The sequence below is a fragment of the Methanobrevibacter ruminantium M1 genome, assembly GCF_000024185.1.
In the GTDB taxonomy this organism is placed as follows: domain Archaea; phylum Methanobacteriota; class Methanobacteria; order Methanobacteriales; family Methanobacteriaceae; genus Methanobrevibacter; species Methanobrevibacter ruminantium.
Window position 1 is genome coordinate 691,469 of record NC_013790.1, and the last position, 23,002, is coordinate 714,470.

Annotated in this window: 20 protein-coding genes; 9 read left to right on the forward strand and 11 right to left on the reverse strand. The window is 30.5% G+C overall.

Annotated elements, in window-relative coordinates:
* Positions 1–403: 403 nt before the first annotated feature.
* Entirely contained in the window at positions 404–1,564 is a 1,161-nt protein-coding gene (locus MRU_RS02570) for a pyridoxal phosphate-dependent aminotransferase (protein ID WP_012955308.1), read from the forward strand.
* A gap of 639 nt (positions 1,565–2,203) precedes the next feature.
* Here MRU_RS02570 and MRU_RS02575 read toward each other — a convergent pair.
* Complete coding sequence (locus tag MRU_RS02575) at positions 2,204–3,979, reverse strand: ribosome biogenesis/translation initiation ATPase RLI (RefSeq protein WP_012955309.1); 1,776 nt, start codon at positions 3,977–3,979, stop codon at positions 2,204–2,206.
* A gap of 412 nt (positions 3,980–4,391) precedes the next feature.
* Here MRU_RS02575 and pth2 point away from each other — a divergent pair, with 412 nt between their 5' ends.
* Positions 4,392–4,730 (forward strand): peptidyl-tRNA hydrolase Pth2, encoded by a 339-nt coding sequence (gene pth2, locus MRU_RS02580; protein WP_012955310.1) that lies wholly within the window; start codon positions 4,392–4,394, stop codon positions 4,728–4,730.
* Between the two features lie 174 nt (positions 4,731–4,904).
* Here pth2 and MRU_RS02585 read toward each other — a convergent pair whose 3' ends face one another.
* Both MRU_RS02585 and MRU_RS02590 read right to left on the reverse strand, forming a co-directional pair.
* Positions 4,905–5,819 carry a hypothetical protein gene (locus MRU_RS02585; protein WP_394296002.1) on the reverse strand — a complete coding sequence of 305 codons (915 nt, stop codon included), beginning with the start codon at positions 5,817–5,819 and terminating at the stop codon, positions 4,905–4,907.
* A gap of 124 nt (positions 5,820–5,943) precedes the next feature.
* On the reverse strand, positions 5,944–6,618 hold the full coding sequence (locus tag MRU_RS02590) for a DUF4013 domain-containing protein (protein ID WP_171776158.1): 675 nt from the start codon (positions 6,616–6,618) through the stop codon (positions 5,944–5,946).
* Between the two features lie 534 nt (positions 6,619–7,152).
* Here MRU_RS02590 and MRU_RS02595 point away from each other — a divergent pair.
* Positions 7,153–8,067: an alpha/beta hydrolase fold domain-containing protein gene (locus MRU_RS02595; protein WP_012955313.1), complete on the forward strand. Its 915-nt coding sequence runs from the start codon at positions 7,153–7,155 to the stop codon at positions 8,065–8,067.
* A gap of 193 nt (positions 8,068–8,260) precedes the next feature.
* Here MRU_RS02595 and MRU_RS02600 read toward each other — a convergent pair whose 3' ends face one another.
* From MRU_RS02600 to MRU_RS02625, 6 genes are all read right to left on the reverse strand, one after another.
* Positions 8,261–9,304, reverse strand: coding sequence for an acyltransferase (locus MRU_RS02600; protein WP_012955314.1), 1,044 nt, complete (start codon positions 9,302–9,304; stop codon positions 8,261–8,263).
* Between the two features lie 339 nt (positions 9,305–9,643).
* Positions 9,644–9,943: an STAS domain-containing protein gene (locus MRU_RS02605; RefSeq protein ID WP_012955315.1), complete on the reverse strand. Its 300-nt coding sequence runs from the start codon at positions 9,941–9,943 to the stop codon at positions 9,644–9,646.
* A gap of 166 nt (positions 9,944–10,109) precedes the next feature.
* Positions 10,110–10,742, reverse strand: a complete 633-nt coding sequence (locus MRU_RS02610; RefSeq protein WP_012955316.1) for a 4'-phosphopantetheinyl transferase family protein — start codon at positions 10,740–10,742, stop codon at positions 10,110–10,112.
* 146 nt (positions 10,743–10,888) lie between these two features.
* The gene (locus MRU_RS02615) at positions 10,889–12,763 is read right to left on the reverse strand and encodes a PP2C family protein-serine/threonine phosphatase (RefSeq protein ID WP_012955317.1); all 1,875 of its coding nucleotides are present in this window, start codon (positions 12,761–12,763) and stop codon (positions 10,889–10,891) included.
* A gap of 135 nt (positions 12,764–12,898) precedes the next feature.
* Positions 12,899–13,267 (reverse strand): ATP-binding protein, encoded by a 369-nt coding sequence (locus MRU_RS02620; protein WP_048812382.1) that lies wholly within the window; start codon positions 13,265–13,267, stop codon positions 12,899–12,901.
* A 475-nt stretch (positions 13,268–13,742) separates the two neighbouring features.
* Positions 13,743–14,060, reverse strand: a complete 318-nt coding sequence (locus MRU_RS02625; protein WP_012955319.1) for a TfoX/Sxy family protein — start codon at positions 14,058–14,060, stop codon at positions 13,743–13,745.
* Between the two features lie 317 nt (positions 14,061–14,377).
* Between MRU_RS02625 and MRU_RS02630 the strand changes: the two genes are divergently transcribed.
* The 5 genes from MRU_RS02630 (at position 14,378) to MRU_RS02645 (ending at position 19,408) form a co-directional block, all read left to right on the forward strand.
* Positions 14,378–15,016, forward strand: a complete 639-nt coding sequence (locus MRU_RS02630) for an amino acid kinase family protein (protein ID WP_227717057.1) — start codon at positions 14,378–14,380, stop codon at positions 15,014–15,016.
* Between the two features lie 169 nt (positions 15,017–15,185).
* Positions 15,186–15,347 (forward strand): zinc finger domain-containing protein, encoded by a 162-nt coding sequence (locus MRU_RS11300; RefSeq protein ID WP_012955321.1) that lies wholly within the window; start codon positions 15,186–15,188, stop codon positions 15,345–15,347.
* 66 nt (positions 15,348–15,413) lie between these two features.
* The gene (locus tag MRU_RS02635) at positions 15,414–15,683 is read left to right on the forward strand and encodes an elongation factor 1-beta (RefSeq protein WP_012955322.1); all 270 of its coding nucleotides are present in this window, start codon (positions 15,414–15,416) and stop codon (positions 15,681–15,683) included.
* Between the two features lie 841 nt (positions 15,684–16,524).
* Complete coding sequence (locus tag MRU_RS02640) at positions 16,525–17,775, forward strand: tripartite tricarboxylate transporter permease (RefSeq protein WP_012955323.1); 1,251 nt, start codon at positions 16,525–16,527, stop codon at positions 17,773–17,775.
* 118 nt (positions 17,776–17,893) lie between these two features.
* The gene (locus MRU_RS02645) at positions 17,894–19,408 is read left to right on the forward strand and encodes a CpaF family protein (protein ID WP_012955324.1); all 1,515 of its coding nucleotides are present in this window, start codon (positions 17,894–17,896) and stop codon (positions 19,406–19,408) included.
* A 48-nt stretch (positions 19,409–19,456) separates the two neighbouring features.
* Here the strand turns inward: MRU_RS02645 and MRU_RS02650 are convergent, their stop codons facing one another.
* Positions 19,457–19,666 (reverse strand): hypothetical protein, encoded by a 210-nt coding sequence (locus MRU_RS02650; protein ID WP_048812384.1) that lies wholly within the window; start codon positions 19,664–19,666, stop codon positions 19,457–19,459.
* A gap of 437 nt (positions 19,667–20,103) precedes the next feature.
* On the opposite strand from MRU_RS02650, the gene MRU_RS02660 reads away from it, so the two are divergent.
* On the forward strand, positions 20,104–20,790 hold the full coding sequence (locus MRU_RS02660; protein ID WP_052292136.1) for a type II secretion system F family protein: 687 nt from the start codon (positions 20,104–20,106) through the stop codon (positions 20,788–20,790).
* A gap of 483 nt (positions 20,791–21,273) precedes the next feature.
* Here the strand turns inward: MRU_RS02660 and hmdC are convergent, their stop codons facing one another.
* A complete protein-coding gene (gene hmdC, locus MRU_RS02665; RefSeq protein WP_012955327.1) occupies positions 21,274–22,782 on the reverse strand; it encodes a 5,10-methenyltetrahydromethanopterin hydrogenase cofactor biosynthesis protein HmdC in 1,509 nt (502 codons plus the stop codon).
* Between the last annotated feature and the right edge of the window lie 220 nt (positions 22,783–23,002).

Consider the following 23,002-nt stretch of genomic DNA (forward strand, 5'->3'; position numbering starts at 1 on the left):
ATTTTTAATCCATTTTTTTGTTTATTTTTTTTTAAACTTATTTTTGTTTATTTTTTTAAAGTTTTATTTTTGATTCAGTTTTTTTGTTCATTTTTATTAAAAAATAATAACTTTTTTATTTAAATTATTAATTTTTTCTATTTTAATGTATATTTTTGTATATTCTCACCTGTTTGGTGATTGTTTTATAAATAGTTTTATATGTATCTTTTAATATATTATATAGTGTTGTAACTTTGAAAATTTTACTATATTCTAATTAATTATTAATTGGTTTTTAACTAATTTTTATTAATCTAATCAATTAATCTATTAATTAATTTACATTACTAACTAACTAGCTTAATTTGAAAAGGATTAGGCAAAAAATTTATATTTATTGATTTGAAAGGGTTTGTTAAAGATGATCCAAAAGAAGAAATATGCAAAGGCAGCAAAGATTATTCCAGAAGGTTATAAATCTGCGAATCAATTCTTTGAATCTGTTTTTCAAGATAAAGAAATGATTTGGATGGGTCAAAACACAAATGAATTGCATATTGGTCACAATGAAGAAGTTCATAAGGCAATGATTGATTGCATTGAAAGTGACGAATACTGTAAGTACCCACCTCCAGAAGGATTTACAGAGCTCCAATCTTTAATTTTAAAGGATTTGGATTTGGAAGACTTAAGCATTTATATTAATGCAGGGGCAACAGAATCTTTATACTTGGCTATGAATGCCGTTTTATCTGATACAGATAATGTAATAACTCCAGATCCAGGATATCTTATCATTGATAATTTTGCAAGCAGATTTGCCGGTGAAGTAAGGGCTGTAAAGATTTATAGTGAAGAAAACAATTATAAATTAACTCCAAAGCTTGTTAGAGAGAATATGGATGAAAATACTAGAGTAATTCTTTTAATTGATCCATTAAACCCACTTGGAAGCTCTTACACTGAAGAGGAAATTAAGGAATTTGCAGAAATTGCAAAAGAAAATGATTTATTCTTATTACATGACATAACTTATAGAGATTTTGCACAAAAACATACTCTCGCTGCAAAATACGCTCCAGACAATACTATAACCTGTTATAGTTTCTCTAAGATATTTGGTATGGCAGGTCTTAGATTAGGTGCTATCGTATCAACTCAGGAAGTTATTGATGTTGTCAAAAGCATTATCATTAACGACGTAGGTACAAGCATGGTTGCACAGGCTGGTGCAATTGCAGCCTTAAAGACTAAGCCTCAATGGATTGATAGGGTTAAAGACACCACTTTTGAAAATCAGAAGATCATTAAGGAAGCTGTGGATCAGTGTGAAGGTGTTTTCTTGCCAGTCTATCCGTCAAGTGGAAATATGATGGGAATTGACTTATCCGGTGCAGGAATCGACTCAGAAGACATGTCTCAATATCTAATTGACAGAAAAGTCTTTACAAGGCAAGGATCCTATACAAGCAATACCTTTGGTCATAAATATTTAAGAGTAAGTTACTCAATCGACCCAGAAAAGGTTAAAGTATTTGCTCGTGAGTTTGTTTTAGCTGTAGAAGCTTTAAGAACTAAATAATTTATTTATTTAGTTTCTTTTCTTTTTTTATTATATTTTTACTGTTTTTGAATTTTTTAATTAATTTTTTTTCAATTTTTTTAATCATTAATTAATTTTTTTCTTTTTTTTAAATTTTTTCATGTCATTGTTTTTTCATAGTTTTATAATCATTTTGAGGTATATTCTTTAATGATTTTTCATCATTTTTTTATCATTTTTTAGCATAATTTTTCACTAAAAACTTTTAATTTTTATTACTTTCAATTTCGATTTTTGAAGATTTCATTACAATTTCTACCATCTTCTTGTAAAATTTAAAAATGAATATTTGCTTTTATTTTTTTATAAAAATAATTTTAATTTAAGATTTTTACAGTTTTCACGTAATTTCACGTAATTACTTGTAATGAATTCGTATATTATAAAACATTTTTACATGTTGAAAAAAAGTATTACTTTTTCTAATTTTTTAAATCGATTTTTTATTGTAGGTGCTGTTGAAAAATAGTTTTAAATTTAAAAGTTAAAGAAATTGTCTTGGAAATTTTAGTTGTCCCAACCTTAAAAAAAGAGCAGTTTAGAGCATAGCCAAAATAAAAATTTTGGTCAAGGTTTTTTCGCCGTAGGCGAAAAAAGCTTGCCAAAAAAGCTTGTAGCTTATTCTTTTAAGTAATAATACTCTCCTTGTTCTTTTTGCTCTCTATCAAGATAAGAATCATATTTATTTACTCTAGGACGTTTAGTTTCCTTATCTCTTCTAAATGTAATATCTAAATCTCCTAAGAACTGATTCATGCTTGTTCTAAGGTCTGCAGGTTTAGATGCCTTACCATTAAGTCCAGGCTCTCCGCTAAAGACCATAGCTCTGTCTGAAATATAATCAATAAATACGATATCGTGATCTATGATAAGTGAAGCTGCATTTCTGCTTTCAACTATCTTTCTGATTACTCTTGCTGCAATCAGTCTTTGCTCTACATCCAAGAAAGCAGTTGGCTCGTCGAAAAGATAGGTGTCTGCATCCTGTGATAAGGTTACAGCGAGGGCAAGTCTTTGAAGTTCCCCTCCACTTAGTTTCTTAACCTTTTTGTCCAATAGGTTTTCAAGTGCAAGTGGCTTTCCGATTTCACTGTTGAAGATATTGGATCCATATGTTGGGGCGTTAGCAAAAAGGAAGTCTTGAGCAGTTCCATCAAAGTCAGATTCAATGTATTGTGGTTTATATGCAATTTCAACCTTTTCTAAAATGTTTCCTTCACTTGGCTTTTCAACTCCTGCCAATATTTTGGCAAATGTGGTCTTACCGATACCGTTTGAACCGAATGCAGTTACAATCTCATCGTGATAGATTTTTCCAGCTTCCGCTTCAAGTGTAAATCCGTCATATTCCTTTTTAAGATCGCTGTATTCGCTTAAGACTTCACCGTCATCTTCAGGGGTAGGTGGACGAATGCTGAATTCAATTGCCTGTTTTCGGATTCTTACGTTTTCCTCTTGGAGGAATCCGTTAATGTATGCATTGATTCCTACTCTAACACCTTTGTTTCCACTTACAACACCGTATCCTCCAGGTTCACCATATAATAAGTGGACATTGTCACTTAATGCATCTAATGTAGCTAAGTCGTGCTCAATCACAAGGACGGATTTGCCTGCTTCTGCAAGGGAACGAATTACTTTAACTGCATTTAATCTTTGGCGAACATCCAACCATGATGTTGGTTCGTCGAAGTAGTAGAAGTCTCCTTCACGAAGAACTGTAGCAGCTATTGCCACTCTTTGAAGTTCCCCTCCACTTAGGTTTTGCATGTCTCTCTCTAGCACATTCTTAAGGTCAAGGTCATCGATTATTTCATCCAATTTGCCTCTTTCATCCACATTTGAAAGAAGGGTCTTTACATTTCCTTGAACTACCTTAGAGAGCTGATCCACCATTTGTGGCTTGTGGATGGTCTTAATTTCTCCTGCTTGGAGCGCCTTAAAGTAGTTTTGAAGGGATGAACCTTTATAATATTCAATTACCTTATCCCAAGTGGCTTCCTCCTCATAGTTTCCAAGGTTTGGAATGAGCTCTCCAGATAGGATTCTCATGATTGTAGACTTACCGATACCGTTTTGACCAAGCAAACCAAGCACTGTGCCTTCTTTAAGGCTTGGAAGTCCAAAGAGTTCAAAGCTGTTTTGACCATATCTGTGGATAGGGTCATCTAATGCTTCAGGTAAGTTAATAACGCTGATTGCACCAAATGGACATCTGTTGGTGCAGATACCACATCCAGAACATAGCTCTTCGGAAATAAGTGGTTTTTTAGTCTTTTCATCAATTACAATTGTATCTTCATCCATACGTACGCCAGGACAGTAGTGCATACATACTGTGTTACATTTCTTTGGTTGGCACTTGTCCTTGTCTAAAATAGAAATTCTACTCATTTTATCTCCATATCCTTTAAAATAATAATTTTAATAAGTTTGATAATTTACTTAATTCATTGGAATTATTCTTGTTTTTTGATAATTTTTTAATGAATAACTCTTTTTTAGTAAATAGTTTATAATAAATATAATCTGTTTTTAATAGTTTATAATAATTTGGTGTGTTTTTCTATTTTTTCATCAATTTTTGTTTTTTAGGTGTGTTTCTCTCTTTTTTTCACTTTTCATAATTTAGTTTTTTAATTTATCATTTCTGTGTTTTTTCACAATTTCACAAAATCACATTTGTGTTTTTGTGTTTTTTCACATTTTGGATAAGTTTAAATAAGTTCGAGTTTAATATAAGAATGATTAGAAGAAAAAATTCAATTATGCTTTTTTAAATTAATAATTTTTTATTGGGATTCAAATGAAACAGGTAATGGTTGTAAGAACAGATATAAAGATGGGAAAAGGTAAGATAGCTGCTCAGTGTTGCCATGCTGCTATAGGTGCTTATAAGCAAGCGGATAAGGAAAAAATAAGAAAGTGGGAAAATGAGGCCTATGCAAAAGTGGTTTTAAAAGCACCTACATTACAGGATCTTTATAATTTAAGGGAAATTGCAAGGGCAAATGGTGTGGCCTATTATTTGGTGACAGATGCTGGCAGAACCCAATTGCCAAAATCCACTGTGACTGTTTTAGGATTAGGTCCTGATGAAGATGATGTTTTAGATAAAATAACTGGTGATTTGAAGTTATTATAATTAAAAAATAATAAGGAAAGATTTATTTTATTAAATCTTTTCTCTCCATTATTTTTATGTAAATTAATATTTTTGAATTAATCTCTTTTTTCATAGAGTTTAATTATTCTCTTTTTTTATTCTATTTTCTTATTTTATTTTCTTTTTCTATTTTCTTATTCTTTTTTTATGGATTTACGGTTCTATAATTTTCTTTTCTAATTCTTCTTCAGTCTTTTTTTCCAGATTGTTCTCTTTAAGGATCTCTTTAATTTCCTCATTATTTCTTTCAATCATCTCTTTTAATTCGGCATATTGTGCTTCATTTGTTTTTTCATTTTCCTTGATTCTTTTATTGAAGTGTTTTGAAAGAAGAGCAACTGTCATTGTAGCAGTACCTACTCCTGAAAGGATATAACCGCTCCAAACCAATAGTATGCTGTTTAATTTTCCACCGAATGAACTTCCTAAAACTGCATATCCATTACTTGTAAATGCATTTGAGACCATTGCTATTGAATCGATCGGTGAGACTCCTTCTACAATCATTGTTAAAATAAAACTAATAAATATTATGGTAAATAATAGCAATATGGTTATTCCTAAACCATTTGTTTCAGTATATTCCCTAAACTTCTCATAATAGACTTTCATAAAGTATAAAAGAATTATCATATGGAATATGTCGAATAGGCTGTTTGTAAGTTCTTCAAAAAGGAACCATGCTATTGATCCATAAGGCACTAAAAAGAAAAACAGTACCTTGTTTTTCCAGTTGCTATAGTCTATGTTTAATGCAATGTATACCATCAATACAATTTCTAAAAATGAGAAGAATTTCATATTTGCCATTGGCCAAAAACTGTATATGAAGAATATGAAGAGTAAAAATAGCACTATTAAATAGGATACTTGCTTTAATGTTTCAACTTCCTCTTTTGGCATATATTCAGCGGGATTAAGTAGCCTATTGTTTGTAAATTTACTTTCATGCTTTTTTATTTTATTCATAATGTATTTTCCTATTCCTAATGGAATTAGAAAAACTATGATGCTTGCAATGGTTTCTAGTAAGTTTTCAATTATTAGTTCAAGCAACAATTTAAACACCGGTTTTTTAGTTTAATTTTTATTAGTTTTTATTAGTTTTTTCTGTTAGTTCATAAGATGATTTTTTGTATTATTTTTTTATTTAGAGAGCTTTAATGCTTTAATTTTTATACTCATTAAGCCTTTAAACACTCTTTTTTGTCGGCCTATCCAGATTGCTATATTTTTTAATTTTATATATCTTATAGATTTGCCCAATTCCAATAAATTGGATTATGAAGACTAGAAGGCCAAAAATCAAATCTGTTATGTAATCGAAGAATCCTAAGAATTGGAATCCATATTGGAGATAAGTTAAAATAGTTATTGCAAGAAGAAGCTTTGTATAATCAATTGTATATTTTTTCCAGCCTATAGTGTCTATGCATCGTTTGATTGCAAGCAAATTAAATGATTCAAGCAATTTTCCCCCATCTGCAAGTCTTGCAAGTGAAATTTCCATAAAGAACACAAAAATATAGGTTAATATTATACTTATTACAACATATTCGCCAATCAATATAGGATTATTTGCAGTGAACATTTGTAATGTTCCAGTTATATCTGTAAGGGCATGCTCTAATTCAAATTCTGGAAAAAGGAATCTATGGGAAAGGTCAACCATAACTAAGGTTTGAACTGCAGAGTATATGAGTGCCACTATAACACATTTAATTCCATAGATGGTGCACTCTTTAATGTATATTTTAGGCAGTTTCTTGCCCCCTCTTATCACATCCTTTGTTATGACTGATCCATATCCAAATATGAAAATCATTATGATTAACGAGGCAATTATCAATAAAAAGTCATTGCCCATAAAGACAGTGGCATAATTTTGATTTAAATAATTCATTATAAGGAATCAGAATCAAAATAATTTGGAAAATCCCTATTTGGATTTTGTTTTTGCAAATTAGGTCATATGTGGTATCTGAATATGTTTAATGGCATTTTATTCCCTTTTTGATTGTTTTATAGTTCTAATATTGGTTCTAAAATTTTCTTTCTTATCCTTTTTGTGCCTTAATTTTTATTTGTTTTTAAAGAATATTTTAGAATTGAGTCCAAAGTTTTATTAGTTTCTATAATTGAAATTATTCTTATCTATACTAATTATTTTGGAAATTATTATTTAAATCATTTATTATTTAAATTAGTATTATTTTAATTAATTAATATTTTAGAAAGGGTTTCGACAAGTTTAAAAAATAGTAAATTGTATATTTTTTAAGAAAAATAATATTAAATATTGTAATTTGGATTAATTATTTTCTAAATTTTTTTCAAATATTTTATTTTCTAATTTTTATTTTCTAATTAACTTTATCTTTTAATTTCAATGAGGTTCAATATGTCAAATAAAAAGTCATTTCTTGCAAAAATTGAAGAGATTATCTTGATGCAAACAAAACCTGATTATATGGATTCCTATGAAAAGGTAAATGATTTAATAAAAGAGAGATTAAACGCTCAAGAGAAGCCTCCTAAAAGCGCCTTATTCAAAAGCACATACTTAAATGGAACACAGATATTCCATTATGGAAATAGCCAATCAAAAAATCTGATTGTTTACATTCATGGAGGGGCCTTTATAAATGAAATAGGATTCCAGCATCACTTCTTCTGTTCATATATTTCTAAAAAATTAGATGCTTATGTAATCTCTCCAGTTTACCCTTTGGCTCCTAAGCATTCCTGCAATGAAACCTTTAATCAAATAACTGATTTATATAAGTCTTTAATTGAAGAGAATAAATCTAATGGAGATAATAAAAATAATAACTATAATAACAGTAATAACAATAAATCCATTTATCTGATGGGAGACTCTGCTGGGGGTGGATTTGTCTTATCATTCTGCCAATACTTAAAGACAGTCAATCTTCCACAACCTGATAAGATAGTGGTTTATTCTCCATGGGTAGATATTTCAATGGATGATTCTCCTTATGATAATGAATCCGATCCGATCCTTGGTGAGATAGGCCTTAGAGAAATAGGAAAGTCATGGGCTGGAGAATTGGATACAAAGGATTACAGAGTAAGCCCATTGTTTGGAGACAATTCTGGCTTGGCTCCAATACTTATCTTTGCTGGAGACAATGAGATATTCTATAAGGACATATTGAAGTATTATGAAAAGTTAAAAGAAGATAATGTTGATGCTCGATTGGTTGTAGGAAGTGGCATGTTTCATATTTATCCTCTATTTCCTTCCCCAGAGGCAAGTGAGGCTTTTAAAGAGCTAAAAAAAGAGTTTGAATAATTTCAAATTCTTTAAATTATTCTTTTTTTAATAATTAGTAAAATTAGTTCTTTTTCTAAATATCAATAAATTCTTTAAAAATCAATAAAAATAGTCTTTTTTTATAAAATATCAATAAATTCTTTAAAAGTCAATAAAAATAGTCTTTTTTTTATAAAAAATAAATAAAATGAGATAATAATAAAATAAACAATTATCTCATATATAAAATAAATTTACCGAACTTAGGAATTCTATAAATAATAACTGCAGCTGCATAACTGGTTATTATTAAAAGTATCCAAAGTATAATCGCTTTAACCGGTTCTGTATATGGCAGGTAAACCACCATAGGAAGCAATATGATTCTAAACAGGTTGTGTATTAAAAACACAGCAAATGAATATTTGGCTAAAAATTCAACTCCTCTAAATCCTCTGACCTTTTCTCTTCTTGAACATAATTCAAACAATGCAAATGATCCGGTTAGGATAAATGGGAACTCATACCATAATGAGAAACTGAAGTCTATAGAGAATGCATACCATTGGAAGAGAACGCAAATTATAAACGAAACTATTGCAAGCAGCCTCAAGCTGTTTGAGGAATACTTCTTGAATAGTCCCTTCTTAACCAGCCAACCCAGTATGATATAGATACCATATACTCCTCCACTGAAACCAAGGCAGTATTGGATGTTTACATTCTGAAGCCCTTGCATCTCACATACAATCGAAATGAAAGGCAGCAGGAATGCCAGGCAGGAGAATACGATTGTAGCTTGGTTAATTGTTCTTGGATCAAAGTTTTTCAATGCATTCGCTACGAAAGGCATGGATAAATACATACCGATAATCATTGGCATATACCACATATGGCTGAAGAATAGGTTTCCAGCTTCTATTGTATTGACTTGTATGCTGGAATAGGCCACAAGCTGTATGCTCACTGCATAAATCAGGGACCAGATGATTGTAACTATGACCAAGCCCTTACAGCTCTTGTTCCAAAACTTTTTGACTCTCTCATCGTCATAGGTTCTATCAAGCAATAGATAACCTGTAATCATTAAGAAGAATGGAACTCCTATACGTCCAATAAAAAGTGATATGAATTGGAAAACTCTTGAAAAAGGAGTCCAATAGGGGATTAAATCAGAGGAGATAATATAGATTCCATCTGTTGCATGAATGTATAGAACGGTTAAAATAGCGAGAGCTCTTACGAGATCAATCCATTCAATTCTATTCTTGCTCATTAATAATCTCCAAAAGATAATTTTTATGTATATATTTTTGTTTTTTATCTTTATAACTTTTTTATACAATTTTTTTTCTTAACAGAATATTAAAATAGATTTAATTATTTTGATTTTGATTAAAAATAAGTGAAGTATCTTTAAATAGTTAATATGTATTAAAAGAGCTTAAGATTTAGCTTTGAATATGTTATAAAAATAAAAATAAGTTGAACCATTAAATCTATAGTTAGCGATTACTATAATTTAATGATTATTTTTTCTTTTTTCTTTTTTCTTTTTTTGTTTTATTGTTTTGTTTTATTCATTTGTTTTATTTTTTGATTTTGTTTTTTTGTCTTATTGAATATTTAAAATCTTGTCAAAGCCAGACATTGTTAGAATGTTTTTAATGTTGTCATTAGTGTTTATGATAACAAACGGAATGTCGTCAGCTTTTAATTTCTTTTGAACAAGAATTAAAACCCTTAAGCCTGCACTGGAAATGTATTCCAAATTCTTTAAATCTAAAGTCAATGAATCAAAGTTGCCCATTTCATCCATTATTTCATTTTCAAAGTCAGGTGCAGTGGTTGTATCTATCTTGTTTCCAGTTTCAATTGTTAATTCCTTTTCATTATAATTTTTTATCAATTCCATGATATCGCCTTATTTACTTATCTAATTATTTAATTATTTTTATTAGTTTTATTATATTTTTATTTCTATTATTTAATTAACTTAGTTATTAATTTTATTGCTTATCATTATATAAATTTATAATTTTTATTCTTAAATATTTCTATAAATCCTAATAAGCATTTAATTAATACAGTTCCTTAAGATCATATTCAATCAAGTCATATACATTGTAATGGCTTGCTATTCCAATTTTATAATCTTCTATTTCAAATAGATTGAATTTTAAATCACTATCGTCATCTTTAAGTTTGATCTCATCTCCAATAACTATTTCAAAACTATCCAGTTTCAAATTCATTCCAAGGCCAGTGTATTTCATATAGCTTTCCTTCAGGACCCAATATTTGAAGAATTCATCACTTGGATTGTCGCAGTTCATAATCGACTTATACTCATCATTATAGAAAAAATTTTTAGCTATATTTAAATCAATTTCGCCATCAATATTTTCAATATCTACGCCAAGTTCCTTATCGGATATTGCACATAAAACCATTTTGCTTGAATGACTTATATTGAAATATATGTTCTCATGGTCGACTATACGGGGCTTCTCATATTTTTCAATAATTATTTCAAAATCCTTAATATTCACCTCAGACAATAGCCTTTTCAATAGAAGATATGCTCCAGCGCTTAGCTTCTTATCCTTATCGAATCTGTAAAAGTCGATTTTTTCTTGACGGCTCTTGGAGACTAAGCTGTAAGCTCTTTTTAAGTCAAGTTCTTCTACATTGCAATAGGCTAATTTTATCATTTTATCTTTAAGTTATTTTTAAATTGTTCTTCTAATTGCTATAGGCTAATTTTATCATTTTATCTTTAAGTTATTTTTAAATTGTTCTTCTAATTGCTATAGGCTAATTTTATCATTTTATCTTCATTTTTATAATAATTATCAGTTTAATCATTCACTTTCAAGTATAATAAAGTCATGTCATCAAACTGTTCTGTATCTTTAGTAAAGTCATTAATGTCTTTTAATAATGGTAATATTGGGTCTTTATCGCTTTTAAATTTATTAAAGAATTCTAAAAGCCTATCCTCGCCATACATTTCACCATCATTATTGTTTGCATCGGTGATTCCATCAGTATATGTAACCAATTCTCCATCTATGGTTATTTCCTCATCCTCATATTGGAAGTCTTCCATTATTCCAAGGACAATTCCGCTTTCGATATCCAAATATTTGAATTTGCCGTTTTCCTTGATTAAAGGAGGATTATGTCCGGCATTGGAAAATGTCAGCTTTTTATTTGTTTTATTATATATTCCGAGCCATAGGGTAATGAACATTGATTCGGGATTGTTTACACATAGCTGATTATTCAATGAGAATAGGACTTCTGAAGGGTCGTGATTGTTTATCAGTGTCTGCTTGATTACCACTTGTGTAATCATGGCAACCAGTGCTGCTGGAACTCCTTTTCCTGAAGCGTCTCCGATTACAATTGCTAAATTGCCATCATCCAACTCATAATAGTCAAAGAAGTCTCCTCCGACCTCTTTTGCAGGCTTTGAATATCCATTGACAATGAATGCATCTGTTTTAATTGCTTCAGTTGGAAGGGCAGCTGCCTGAATGTTTGTTGCAATGTCAAGCTCTGCATTTGTGCGCTCCTTTTCCCCTTCGATCTTTTGAATGTTTTCGATATAGTTGTTGTTATGATTGATAAGCTCTGTATATGACCTTGCAAGGGTTCCTATTTCATTCTGTTCATTGACATATTCTGAATAGACCTTAATGAGCCCTTCCGCTTCTATCTTTTCATCTTCCTTGATGAATCCTTCGATTTCGGAAAATGAGGTGATTGGCTTGACTACATTATCTCCAATGTATTTAAGGATAATGATTCCTGGAATGAAGAAGAGAATTATGATTATGTCGCTTATCACAAGAATCGGCATCAGATGGAGGTAGATGTTGAGTGTAATGCTTGTTTCAACATAGTCAAAGCTGGCTATGGAAACGAGCCCTCCAAAGAATCCAAGGATTAGGGTAATTATAATGAAATTGCGGACAATCTTTGCAATTATGCTGTTCTCGTTGACCTCTTGTATCTCATGTATGAATGGCTTTGTCATATAGGCATACATTAGGGCCACAACTATTATTAGGCCTGTGATTATTGTGAGATTATCTGAATTTCTAATTATGAATATGAATGAGACTATTGTCATGACCATTAATAAGGAAAAGATCAAACGGTATAGGTTCTTGTTCAATCGACGCTCTGATTTTTTAGGGGTCTCTATGAGATTTGTTCTTTTAAAAAGCCAAATTCCTGCAATACCCATAATGAATGCAACGTTTGTAAAGTTCAAGAAGGATGGAATGATTATTGATTCCTCTATATCTGGGCTGATTAGGATATATGCCAGATTTCCGTGGCCTACTGAATAAATCATTCCGCATATGATTATGCTTGCTAAAAATAGGCATAGGTGGTAAATTGTATCCAATCTTGGTTTTGTATACTCATCTGATTTAAATCCGGAGTACCAAAGCTTATATGCCAAAAGAGAAACTCCAAAGCTGATGATGGCTGAAGGGAGTATTTGAACAAAGGTATATCCATGATAAACATCTATTGCTACGTTTGATAATGATGCACCTAATGCACCAAAAGGGCCAAATAATAGGCCAAAAACGTATAATAATCCTATTTGTGGGCTCCCTAATCCTAATTGAGTTATAAAGGTTTGAGAAAGCGCAAAATAAAATATTGTTGTCACAATAAATGAGATTAATATTTGTTTTAGTTTAGTCTTCATTATTCCACTTTTCTTAGTTTTTAAAGTAGTTTTAAAGCAAATCTATTGGATTTTCTTTTATTCTACTTTTTTTAGTTTTTAAGTAGTTTTTCAGTTGTTTTCCAGTGATTATTTAAATAATTCACTCACTTTTACTTATTCTACTTTTTTAACAATCATCAAGTGATTTTCACCATCTTCGTAGTGATAATCCAGTTCATCAGCTATTTCCTTGGTTAGATGAATTCCAAGACCTCCTATTTTTGCATCCTCAATACTGTCTGGGGCTTCATAATCTTCCTTTGAAAGAGGATTGAATTCTATTCCATTGTCAACAAACTCAATTGTTAAATTAGGCTCTTTGTAATCTAAATTAACTATGATATATTCTGTTTGGGAATAGTTAACTATGTTTACAAAGATCTCTTCTACAATCAGATTTACCATAAAGTCTTCATGAGGAAGTTCGTTTAAAATAAACTCGTTTAGTCTATGTAATTCATCTATTTCTACTTTAAAGTTCATTGAATTCATTTTATCATAGTTTTAAATTTTATATCCATACTTAACTTAATTAATAAGATTATTTTTCTATTTTAATGGATATTTGTTCTACTTTATTTATTCTAATAAATATCAAAGCTAAATTTTAATATTAAAGTTCATAAGCAAATATTAAATTATGCTATAGTCATATATATTGAATTTATAATACTAAAATATTATGATAATTTATGATAATTTTATGATAATTCGATTTGGATTGTGATGGTTTGTGGTGGTTTTTGGGGTAGTTTGATTTGGTTTGTGCTAGTTTTGCGCCAGTTTATCTTACTTTTATTTGAATTATAGGATAATGATAATTTTTATATTTTTTAAAAATGTTCATTTTTTTTATTATTCTTTATTTTTTAGACTTTTTTTTAATTTTTCTAGCTTTTAATAATATGATAAATTTATTTTAAAACTAATGAAAAATAAATATTATTGCTCTCTTCATTCATTTACGTCTTTTTCTAGGGGCAGGTAGCTCTTCATACATCGCTTCTACAAGTTCTCTTAAAAACTCCTTGTCTTCCACATCATCTACAAGGATCATTTCCTTTGCTCCTTCATAAGGCAATTCCATATTTGCATTTGGCATCATTTCCCTTGCTGATTTTACAGGCTTGACTAGAAAGCGGTCATCATAGACTCCTCCAATGATCTTGCCTCGGTAGTAGATGATGTATTCTCCCATCATTGCACGGTAAGTTATCTCATCCAGTTCAGAGAGCTGTTCCAGTATATATTCTAAATATTCCTTGCTTGATGACATATAGTTTCCTCCATTAAAAGCAGATATTTTGTTTTTCTTTTTTCATTAATTATTTTTACTTTTTATATTTTTATATTTAATAAGGTTTTGATGGTTTTTTAAGTATTTTTACTGTATTCCTTGATGACAGTAATTTGATTTTTTGATAGAAATTCTCATAATTTGGGAAATTTTTTACACTCACAAACACTAATTATATATAAGGTAAAAAATAAATAATTAATAAATGCTATTTTTATAAATATTTTATATTTTATAAGAATTTTTTTAATTATTCATCATTCAGTTGTGATAGTATTATTGAATGGATCATTAAGATTGGCGGAAGTTTATTCCCAAAGAAGGCAATTGAACTTGCAGATTCATTAAAAAACCAAAGCTGCCTATTTGTTATTGGCGGAGGAGAGTTTGCCAATCTGATTAGAAAATATGACAGAGAAATAGAATTCTCAGAGGATGTAACCCACGAAACAGCTATTGATTCAATGGACATCTTAGCTAAATTGCTGAATGATAAATTAGCATTTGCAGAAATCAGCTATACAATAGAAGAAGCAAAAAGTATATCTGATTCAAATAAGATACCAATTATGATTTGTAGCGAAATTCTAAAGGAAAATGAGCCATTTGCACATTCCTGGGATGTTACAAGCGACTCAATTGCAGCATATATTGCAAGCCTTTTAGATGCAAAGCTTTTAATAGCAACAGATGTAAATGGTATATATACTAAAGATCCATCCTTAAGTGGAGCAGAGCTTATTAAAGAGATTGATGTAAATGAACTGCTGACTTTTGAAGAATCATCAATCGATTTGATGCTGCCCAGTTTATTGATTGAGTATGGATTGGATTGTTATGTCGTAAATGGAGAGTATCCTAAGAGAGTTTTATCCATAATCAACAATGAGGATTGCTCTTTTGAATATACTTTCATAAGAAATGGAAACGACTAAAATAAACTGTCTTTTTTATTAATTCATAGGTGAACTTAGGATAAGTCTAGGTTTTTATACTCGGATTTTGATTAAAATAAGTCTAAGTTTTATGCTTGGATTTAATTAAGTTATCATTAAGTTTATAAATTAATAAATCAAATAATTATAATATATTTCGGTGATATATATGGAAAAAGTAAACTGTCAATCTTGTAAACAAGAAATACCATTAATTGAACCTTATGTTCAATTCAACTGTCCAGAATGTGGTAGACCTATCGCAAGATGTGAAAGCTGCCGTACTTTCGGTCACTCTTACAAATGCGAATGTGGATTTGAAGGACCATAAGTTTAATTTGGTATAAATTTTTGTATTTAGAATAATTAATTATCTAGAATTATTGGAGGAATGATTATGGGAGAAGTTGTTAACACTTTAAAAGTAATGCCAGAAAGTCCAGAAGTAGATTTAGAAGCATTAAAAGTAGCAATTACTGATGCAATGCCTGAAGATGCAGAATTACACGAAATTACTGAAGAACCTATTGCATTTGGTTTAGTAGCTTTAAATGTTGTATTCATCGTAGAAGACGGTGAAGGTGGAACTGGACCTACTGAAGATGCTATTAATGCTATCGAAGATGTAGCTAGTGCAGAAATTACTGATTCTAGAAGATTAATGTAATTGGATTCTTTTAAATCCAATTATCTATTTTTTTTATATTTTTTTAAATTTTTATCTATTTTTACTAGTTTTTTAATTTATTTTTATTATTCTTTTTAACTTATTCTATTCTTTATTATTTAATATAAATATCTAGTTGGATTTATTTTTATAATTAACTTATTTTTTAACTATTTTTAATTATTTTATCAGTTATCCATAGATATTCCAGTTTTACATCAATTTCACATTCTTATATCAATTTTACACTTTCATATCAATTTCTCATTCTCAAGTCAATTTCACATTTTCATATCAATTTTACACTTTCATATCAATTTCACATTTTCAAGTCAATTTCACATTTTCATATCAATTTTACACTTTCATATCAATTTTACACTTTCATATCAATTTTACACTTTCATATCAATTTCACATTTTCAAGTCAATTTCACATTCTGACATCAATTTTACGAGATGAAGTCAATTTAACACTTTCACATCAATTTTACGAGATAAAATCAATTTTACACTTTCAAATCAATAATTACTTATCATACTAAGGTTATTTTTATATATAAAGACGTCTAAACTATTTATTGTATTGGAACTGCTTTAAAAAGCAAAAATGATTTTAAAGAATTTTTTTATGGCTCGGATTGTGATTCTTTAAAAAGCAATTTTTAACGAATATTTTTAATATCCTCCGTTATTTATAGTTTATATGCAAATTTACATCCTTGCATTTTATCTCCATTATTTTTTTATTCTTTAAAATCCTACAAAATGAGATAAGGTCTTATGATTTCATTTTCTCTTTTTGTATTTTTTTTCATCAGATAATAGAATAGGTAAAAAAATGTTTGATCTATTAGCGGCATGTTTTATTGGAATAGCAATTGGAACAGGTACAGGAATGGTTCCAGGCATCCATGTAAACACTGCCGGAGCAATCATGTTTGCATCATCAGGATTTTTGCTTAGTTTCTTATCTCCTGAATTTTTATGTATAGTTATGGTATCAATGAGTATTGCTCACGCTTTGATTGAGTTTGTTCCATCAATGCTTCTTGGAGTTCCCGAAGAGGGCACTGCAAGTTCTATTCTTCCAGGACATAGGATGGTTTTGGAAGGAAGATCTAAGGAAGCTATCAGAATAGTTTCAGTAGGCGGGTTTGGCGCTATTGTTGTAGTGATATTAATGTTGCCAATATTTGCAGTGGCATTGCCATTTCTGCAGGATTTATCAAAGCCTTACACTTGGATGATACTTACGGTTGTTTCTATTTTAATGATATATAAGTTAAGCAATGGAAGGCTCGCATTTATGTGGTCTATCTTGTTATTTGTATTATCTGGGATTTTAGGTTGGATAATGCTTCAGACCCCTATATCTTCAGGAATTTCATTAATGTGCACTTTCAGTGGGTTATTTGGAATTAGCACTATTCTTTTTAGCTTAAATGATAGCTCTTCAATTCCTCATCAAAATAAATACTACGATTTCGTAATCGATAAGGATACAATAAAGAGCATTTTCGCAGGAGGCACTGCAGGAGCTATCTTAGGCTTTTTACCAGGTTTTGGACCAGCTCAAGGAAGCATTATTGCACAGGGAGTATGTGGAACAAGCGCAGATGGGGATGACACTAAAAATTTTCTTCTAGCAAACAGTGGATTGAATACTTCAGACACCTTATTTTCCCTAATAGCAATCTATCTGATAGGAAATCCTAGAAGTGGGATTGCAGTGTATATGTCCTATTTGATATCTGAATTTACTTTGTCTCATTTGATGATATTCACTTTTGCTTCTTTAATTGCAGTTTCAATATCATTGATTATTTGCTTAAAGCTGGGAGACGGCTTTTCAAACCTAATGCAAGGTGTTGATTATAGAAAACTGTCCATATCAGTAATCCTATTGATGATAGTAATTCTCTATATATTCGCCATAATATATGAAGGTCCTATTTTATATCTCACCCTTGCATTGATCACATCAACTGCAATGGGTTTGTTGCCCCACTATTTGGGGGTCAGTAAATCCCATTTGATGGGGGTCTTGATTCTCCCGGCTATAATAATCTATATGCAGATGTTCATGTAGTTAAATGGCTTTTAAAGATCTTAAACTGCTAATATGATTAATAATTATATTTTCTTTTTATTTTTTTATTTTCTTCATTTCTTATTTTTTTTAAAACAATGATTTAGATAGTGATTTTATGGCTAAAACAATTATTCCAAAATATAAGGTTTCAAAGTTTGAATTTACAGAAGAAGAGAGAAGAACTCTAGAAGAGTTGCGGGAAAATCTAATCGATCTGGCTATCTCAGAGAGAATGTCCAACTTCAATGAGGATCTAATACTAAACGATATCATTCGTTTTTTAGACAATCGTCTATTCTCAAATGCAGATTATGTGAGAAATATTGATTTTGAGAAACTGGACAGTTTCAATCCTTCAAAATATAAGCATATCGGAAATCCTAAAAGGTATTCTCAATTCTATGCAATATTCAAGGATGAGATTGAAAAATACAAGAATAATTTGGCTCGAAACATGTTTCAAGAGCTTATTGGATATGGGGAAATTGGATTTTTGATTGATGACGATGATTTGGAAGAGATTATGGTGATTGGACTCAATAAGCCTGTATTTGTATATCATAGGGAATATGGTATGATGGAAACTGATTTAATCTTCAAAGAGGAGGAAAAGATTCTAAGCATAATCGATTCAATTGCCCGTGAGACAAACCGCAGAATAGATCAGCAATCTCCAATTTTAGATACAAGACTTCCTAATGGCTCCCGTGTTAATGCAACCATTCCTCCACTTTCAGCAGATGGCCCAACCATAACCATTCGAAAGTTTAAGAAAGACCCATTGACAATTGTTGATTTGATAAGATACAACACATTAAACACTGAAATCGCATCATTCCTATGGCTCTGTGTTGACGGGCTTGGGGTAAAGCCTGCAAATATCATAGTCTCAGGCGGAACCAGCTCAGGTAAGACAACCCTCCTTAATGCCCTTTCAATATTTATCAATCCAAAGGAGCGAATCGTCACAATAGAAGATACTCTTGAGCTTCAAATCCCTCATAAGCATATCTTAAGAATGGAAGCACGTACAGTTAATATTGAAAATCAAGGGGAAATCACAATAGAGGACTTGGTAAAGAACTCCTTAAGGCAAAGGCCAGATAGGATAATTGTAGGTGAAGTGAGGGGAAAGGAAGCTATCACTCTGTTTACAGCCCTTAACACAGGGCATTCAGGATTCGGCACATTGCATGCAAACAGTTCAAGGGAAACCATTACAAGGCTTACCAATGCTCCAATGTCTGTTCCAAAGATAATGATAAGTTCTATTGATTTCATCATTATGGAAAAAAGAATCTACAAGTCAGATGGATTGTCCTATAGGAGAATCACTGAAATAGCAGAGGTGGTTGGAATAGAGGAAGGAACAATCCAGCTTAGCAAACTCTTTGAATGGGATAGTAAAAAGGATGAGTTCAAGAATCTGACAATCTTAAGCAAAACATTGGAAAACATTGCAAGCCTAAAGGGAGTTCATATTTCAATTCTTAATGAGGAATGGAAAAACAGGAAGAAAGTTTTAGATTATTTGGTAAGAAATGACATTTCTTCTCAAGATGATATATCTAAAGTTCTCGAGGACTATTATATTAATCCCGACTATGTATTAAATATGATTTCCAATTAATATTTTTGAATAGTTCTTGGAATTCATTTATTCTAATTGGTGGAATTTTTAATATAATTGTGTGATGTTTTTGTGCAAAATATTTTTTTCAGTTTTTCCTTTTTGTGACATTTCATTTTTGCATTTTTGCATTTTTGTGTTTTTTCTATCAATCATTATTTCATTTCTGTGAATTTGTGTTTTTGCATTTTTGTGTTTTTGTGCTGTGGTGATTTTTATTTTTGATAAATTTTTTATCCAATTAAGTGATTCTATCATAAATTTCTTGGTTTCTATCTCAAATCTTTTTCTTTCATTTTTTGATAAGAATAATGATTCTAAAGAGAAATGGGGAAACGAAACTAATCAATTTGATTCAAGCAAATATGAGGAATTGAATTATTTTAACAATTTTAAATCTGTTAATTTAAATTATTCAGATAATTCTAATTCTGGAGACGATTTAAAAAATGAGAATTATTCATTCATCTCTAATTTAAACTTATCTAAGATTTTTAATAATGAAAATATCTTTGAATACTTGGAAAACAAATATTTAAACAAGCAAGCAATGTTTATAACTCCAAATGGCACTAATGAAAATGAATCAAATAAAAATTTCCTATATAATTTAAAGATAAAACTAGTTGTTTTAATATTAGACAACAGGTTTTTTCAAATAAGATCTTCTCAAGACCTTTTAAAACTGTTATTTTATGTCCTTTTTAATTATAATAAATCCTTTTTCCATTCTTATTGCTGTATTTGTTTCTTTTGAACTTTCCATTGCCTTTTTAATGTTTTTTATATTGTTTGCTTTGTTTATCCTTTATCTTCCTAAAATAAGACATGAGAATGATTATTCATCAATCTCAAAAGAACTGCCCTATGCATTGCGCCAATTGTCCACTGAATTAAGGGCTGGAAAAAGCTTGTTTGATGCTCTTGATTCTATTGTTGACTCTGACTATGGTGTTTTATCAAGGGAATTTTCAAGGGTTCTTGAGGAGATAAAATATGGTGAAACAAGTGAAAATGCCTTTTTGAATCTGGAGAAGAGGGTAAACTCCAAGGCATTATCTAGAGTAATCTATGAGATACTTGCAAGCTTAAGGATAGGGAGCAATCTGTCCCATTCATTAAATATTATTGCTGAAGATGTTAATTTTGATATGAGAATGAAGTTAAAGGAATATAGTGAAAAATTAAATGCTTTCATTATGATTTATACATTTTTAGCTATTTTAGCGCCTGTGATTATTTTAACAATGCTTCTTGCAGCTTCTGTTGTAATTGGAGATATTGTTCCAAGCAGTCTGCTTTTTATTCTGTATGGATTGTTCTTTCCAATGATAATTGTGTTTTTAGCATTTGCAATTAAGAAATTAGAGCCTAAGCTGTGAGCAATTTACTTTTTACAATTTACTTTTTAAGAAAAAAATAGGCTTTGCATTGATTTTTATAATAATTGGTGTAAAAAAGGGTTTAAAATAAAGTGATAAAGGAAGGAAATTGGCAAATCTTGTTTGATGTGTAAACATAAAATTTTAAAATATGAATAAGAACAATGTTTTTTTTTAAGGTGACACATTGTTCTTATATTGTTTAAAGAGTTATTTTTTATTTTAATTTGAGCGATATAATTTAAAAAAAATTATTCTCTTTAAACAATTTTTATTTTATAGTTTGTCATATAAAAAGTTTATTACTTTTTTCTAAAAAAGTATTACATTTTTATATTTTTATTCATTTTTTGTATTATTTTTTTATTTTTATAAAAATCTCTTAAGATAAATCTTATTTTTTGAATATTTTTCATATAAAAAGATAATTTCCAGATATTTAATATCTAAAATAACATATATCTGGAGATTTTTTTAATCTATTTAGATGATATTTACTGCATGAGGAATCTTGGATTTAATTGCATTATGGATTTTAGGAATTGTAGTGGTTACAATAGATTCCTTAGCAATCATTCCAGCTCCCTTATCATCTGCATGGCCTCTGATGATAGTTGCATTCAATTCCTCTTGAAGATTGTCTACGCTGACTTTCTCTACCCATGGGTTGCTGTCAGTGATTATTATCTCATCGATTCCTTTCTTATCCAGCTCTTTTGCAACAAGCCATGAAACGAATCTTCCTCCATGCAATGAAACTGAATTGCCATTTACGCTATCAGCTATTTCCTCTAAGGTTTTTGGAAGATACATTTCCTTATACATTTTAGAGTTTTGTATTGTAGCCCAATGGGCGTCTCCAATTGCAAATGATCCGATTGTCTTAGGATAGATGTTTTCAGGTCCTGCAAGCTTGACTGCATGGGTCAATGCCAATAGCTCTTCTCTTTGGACAGGAACTCTTGTTGGGCCTGCACTTATTTCCTCATTCATGATCTTGATTACTCTTGGGAGGCCGAACTTGCCTCTTCTTGCAGTTCCAGGCTCGAAACCGCACATGTATCCGTGATGGTTTTTAGGAAAACCGGTAATTATAACATTTAGTCCGGATCTAAGCCCTGCTCTGCATTCACTTTCATATGCACCGTTTGTGGCAACAACTTTTCCAGGACATAAGACTCTGCTCATTGCAATTGTCTTAGCAAAGCTTTCGTTGGTGTTTTCGCATCTGTTGAATGGTCCCCCTTCAATTACAAATACATCAACACCCATTTCGATTGCCTTTGTAAAGCCTGTGATAAGTTCATCATATCCGTCTCCTACAAACATGATTGCTTCAAGGCCCTTTCCATATTTCTTTGCAAGGTCTGCCAAGTCTTGGGCCTCTTCAAGAGGTGCCGCATGGCCGTCATTGCATTGCTCGCTGCTTAAGTTGATTGCAACGGAAGATGATAATTGGACCCAGGTTTCCTTATCGTCAAGCTCTGCCTTTTCCTTGTCAAGCAATCTTTCGTGGATTCTTCCTCTAGGGCATTCGGTAAAGCTTGGTCCTTGGTTGTAGCAGTCTCCTCCGCATCCTACAATATGCTTTGGGAATCTCATGGCACCGTATTTTCCAAAGTGGTCAAGGTCCAGTGGAACATCTGTGATATTGTAGACCTCTTCCATTATTTCCACACCTCTTTGGCCATATTTCTCTGCAATGTCTGAGAACGCATATGCGCATATGTGTATAGGAGCACCGATCATGTTTGCAAGCATGCAGTTGCCGAAGAGATCCATCTTTTCCAAATCTGATGCACAGGTTCCAACCACCACTTCAGTTAAGTCACAGCCGATCGGGAACTTCTTGAATCTTGTTCCAAGTTTCATGGTGTCTTCAAAGCTTAAATCGGATATTGCATCTACAACAGAGATTACATCTTTTTTGCTTTTAGCTAATTCCAAAGCACTTTCATCACTATTAATTGATTCCTTAATAAGTTCGTACATTCTTTCCCTCATCTATAAAGATTTATATTAAATATTTTTAAGTAATTTATTTGGAAAAAGTTTCATTTCCAATATGGGGCAATCCCCTTTTCTAATTATTACAAAAATATAATAAATTTATAAAAAAGTAATACTTTTATATAATATTTTATTACTGTACTATTTTCTTATTTAATCTTTATATGATATAAAAATTTTGCTATTTTTTGGCTCATTTTTT

Excerpts from the sequence above, each read along its gene's own strand:
- MRU_RS02570 (WP_012955308.1), top strand. The coding sequence starts at position 404 with ATGATCCAAAAGAAGAAATATGCAAAGGCAGCAAAGATTATTCCAGAA.
- MRU_RS02575 (WP_012955309.1), bottom strand. The coding sequence starts at position 3,979 with ATGAGTAGAATTTCTATTTTAGACAAGGACAAGTGCCAACCAAAGAAA.
- pth2 (WP_012955310.1), top strand. The coding sequence starts at position 4,392 with ATGAAACAGGTAATGGTTGTAAGAACAGATATAAAGATGGGAAAAGGT.
- MRU_RS02590 (WP_171776158.1), bottom strand. The coding sequence starts at position 6,618 with ATGGGCAATGACTTTTTATTGATAATTGCCTCGTTAATCATAATGATT.
- MRU_RS02595 (WP_012955313.1), top strand. The coding sequence starts at position 7,153 with ATGTCAAATAAAAAGTCATTTCTTGCAAAAATTGAAGAGATTATCTTG.
- MRU_RS02600 (WP_012955314.1), bottom strand. The coding sequence starts at position 9,304 with ATGAGCAAGAATAGAATTGAATGGATTGATCTCGTAAGAGCTCTCGCT.
- MRU_RS02605 (WP_012955315.1), bottom strand. The coding sequence starts at position 9,943 with ATGGAATTGATAAAAAATTATAATGAAAAGGAATTAACAATTGAAACT.
- MRU_RS02610 (WP_012955316.1), bottom strand. The coding sequence starts at position 10,742 with ATGATAAAATTAGCCTATTGCAATGTAGAAGAACTTGACTTAAAAAGA.
- MRU_RS02615 (WP_012955317.1), bottom strand. The coding sequence starts at position 12,763 with ATGAAGACTAAACTAAAACAAATATTAATCTCATTTATTGTGACAACA.
- MRU_RS02620 (WP_048812382.1), bottom strand. The coding sequence starts at position 13,267 with ATGAACTTTAAAGTAGAAATAGATGAATTACATAGACTAAACGAGTTT.
- MRU_RS02625 (WP_012955319.1), bottom strand. The coding sequence starts at position 14,060 with ATGTCATCAAGCAAGGAATATTTAGAATATATACTGGAACAGCTCTCT.
- MRU_RS11300 (WP_012955321.1), top strand. The coding sequence starts at position 15,186 with ATGGAAAAAGTAAACTGTCAATCTTGTAAACAAGAAATACCATTAATT.
- MRU_RS02635 (WP_012955322.1), top strand. The coding sequence starts at position 15,414 with ATGGGAGAAGTTGTTAACACTTTAAAAGTAATGCCAGAAAGTCCAGAA.
- MRU_RS02640 (WP_012955323.1), top strand. The coding sequence starts at position 16,525 with ATGTTTGATCTATTAGCGGCATGTTTTATTGGAATAGCAATTGGAACA.
- MRU_RS02645 (WP_012955324.1), top strand. The coding sequence starts at position 17,894 with ATGGCTAAAACAATTATTCCAAAATATAAGGTTTCAAAGTTTGAATTT.
- MRU_RS02650 (WP_048812384.1), bottom strand. The coding sequence starts at position 19,666 with ATGATAGAATCACTTAATTGGATAAAAAATTTATCAAAAATAAAAATC.
- MRU_RS02660 (WP_052292136.1), top strand. The coding sequence starts at position 20,104 with ATGTCCTTTTTAATTATAATAAATCCTTTTTCCATTCTTATTGCTGTA.
- hmdC (WP_012955327.1), bottom strand. The coding sequence starts at position 22,782 with ATGTACGAACTTATTAAGGAATCAATTAATAGTGATGAAAGTGCTTTG.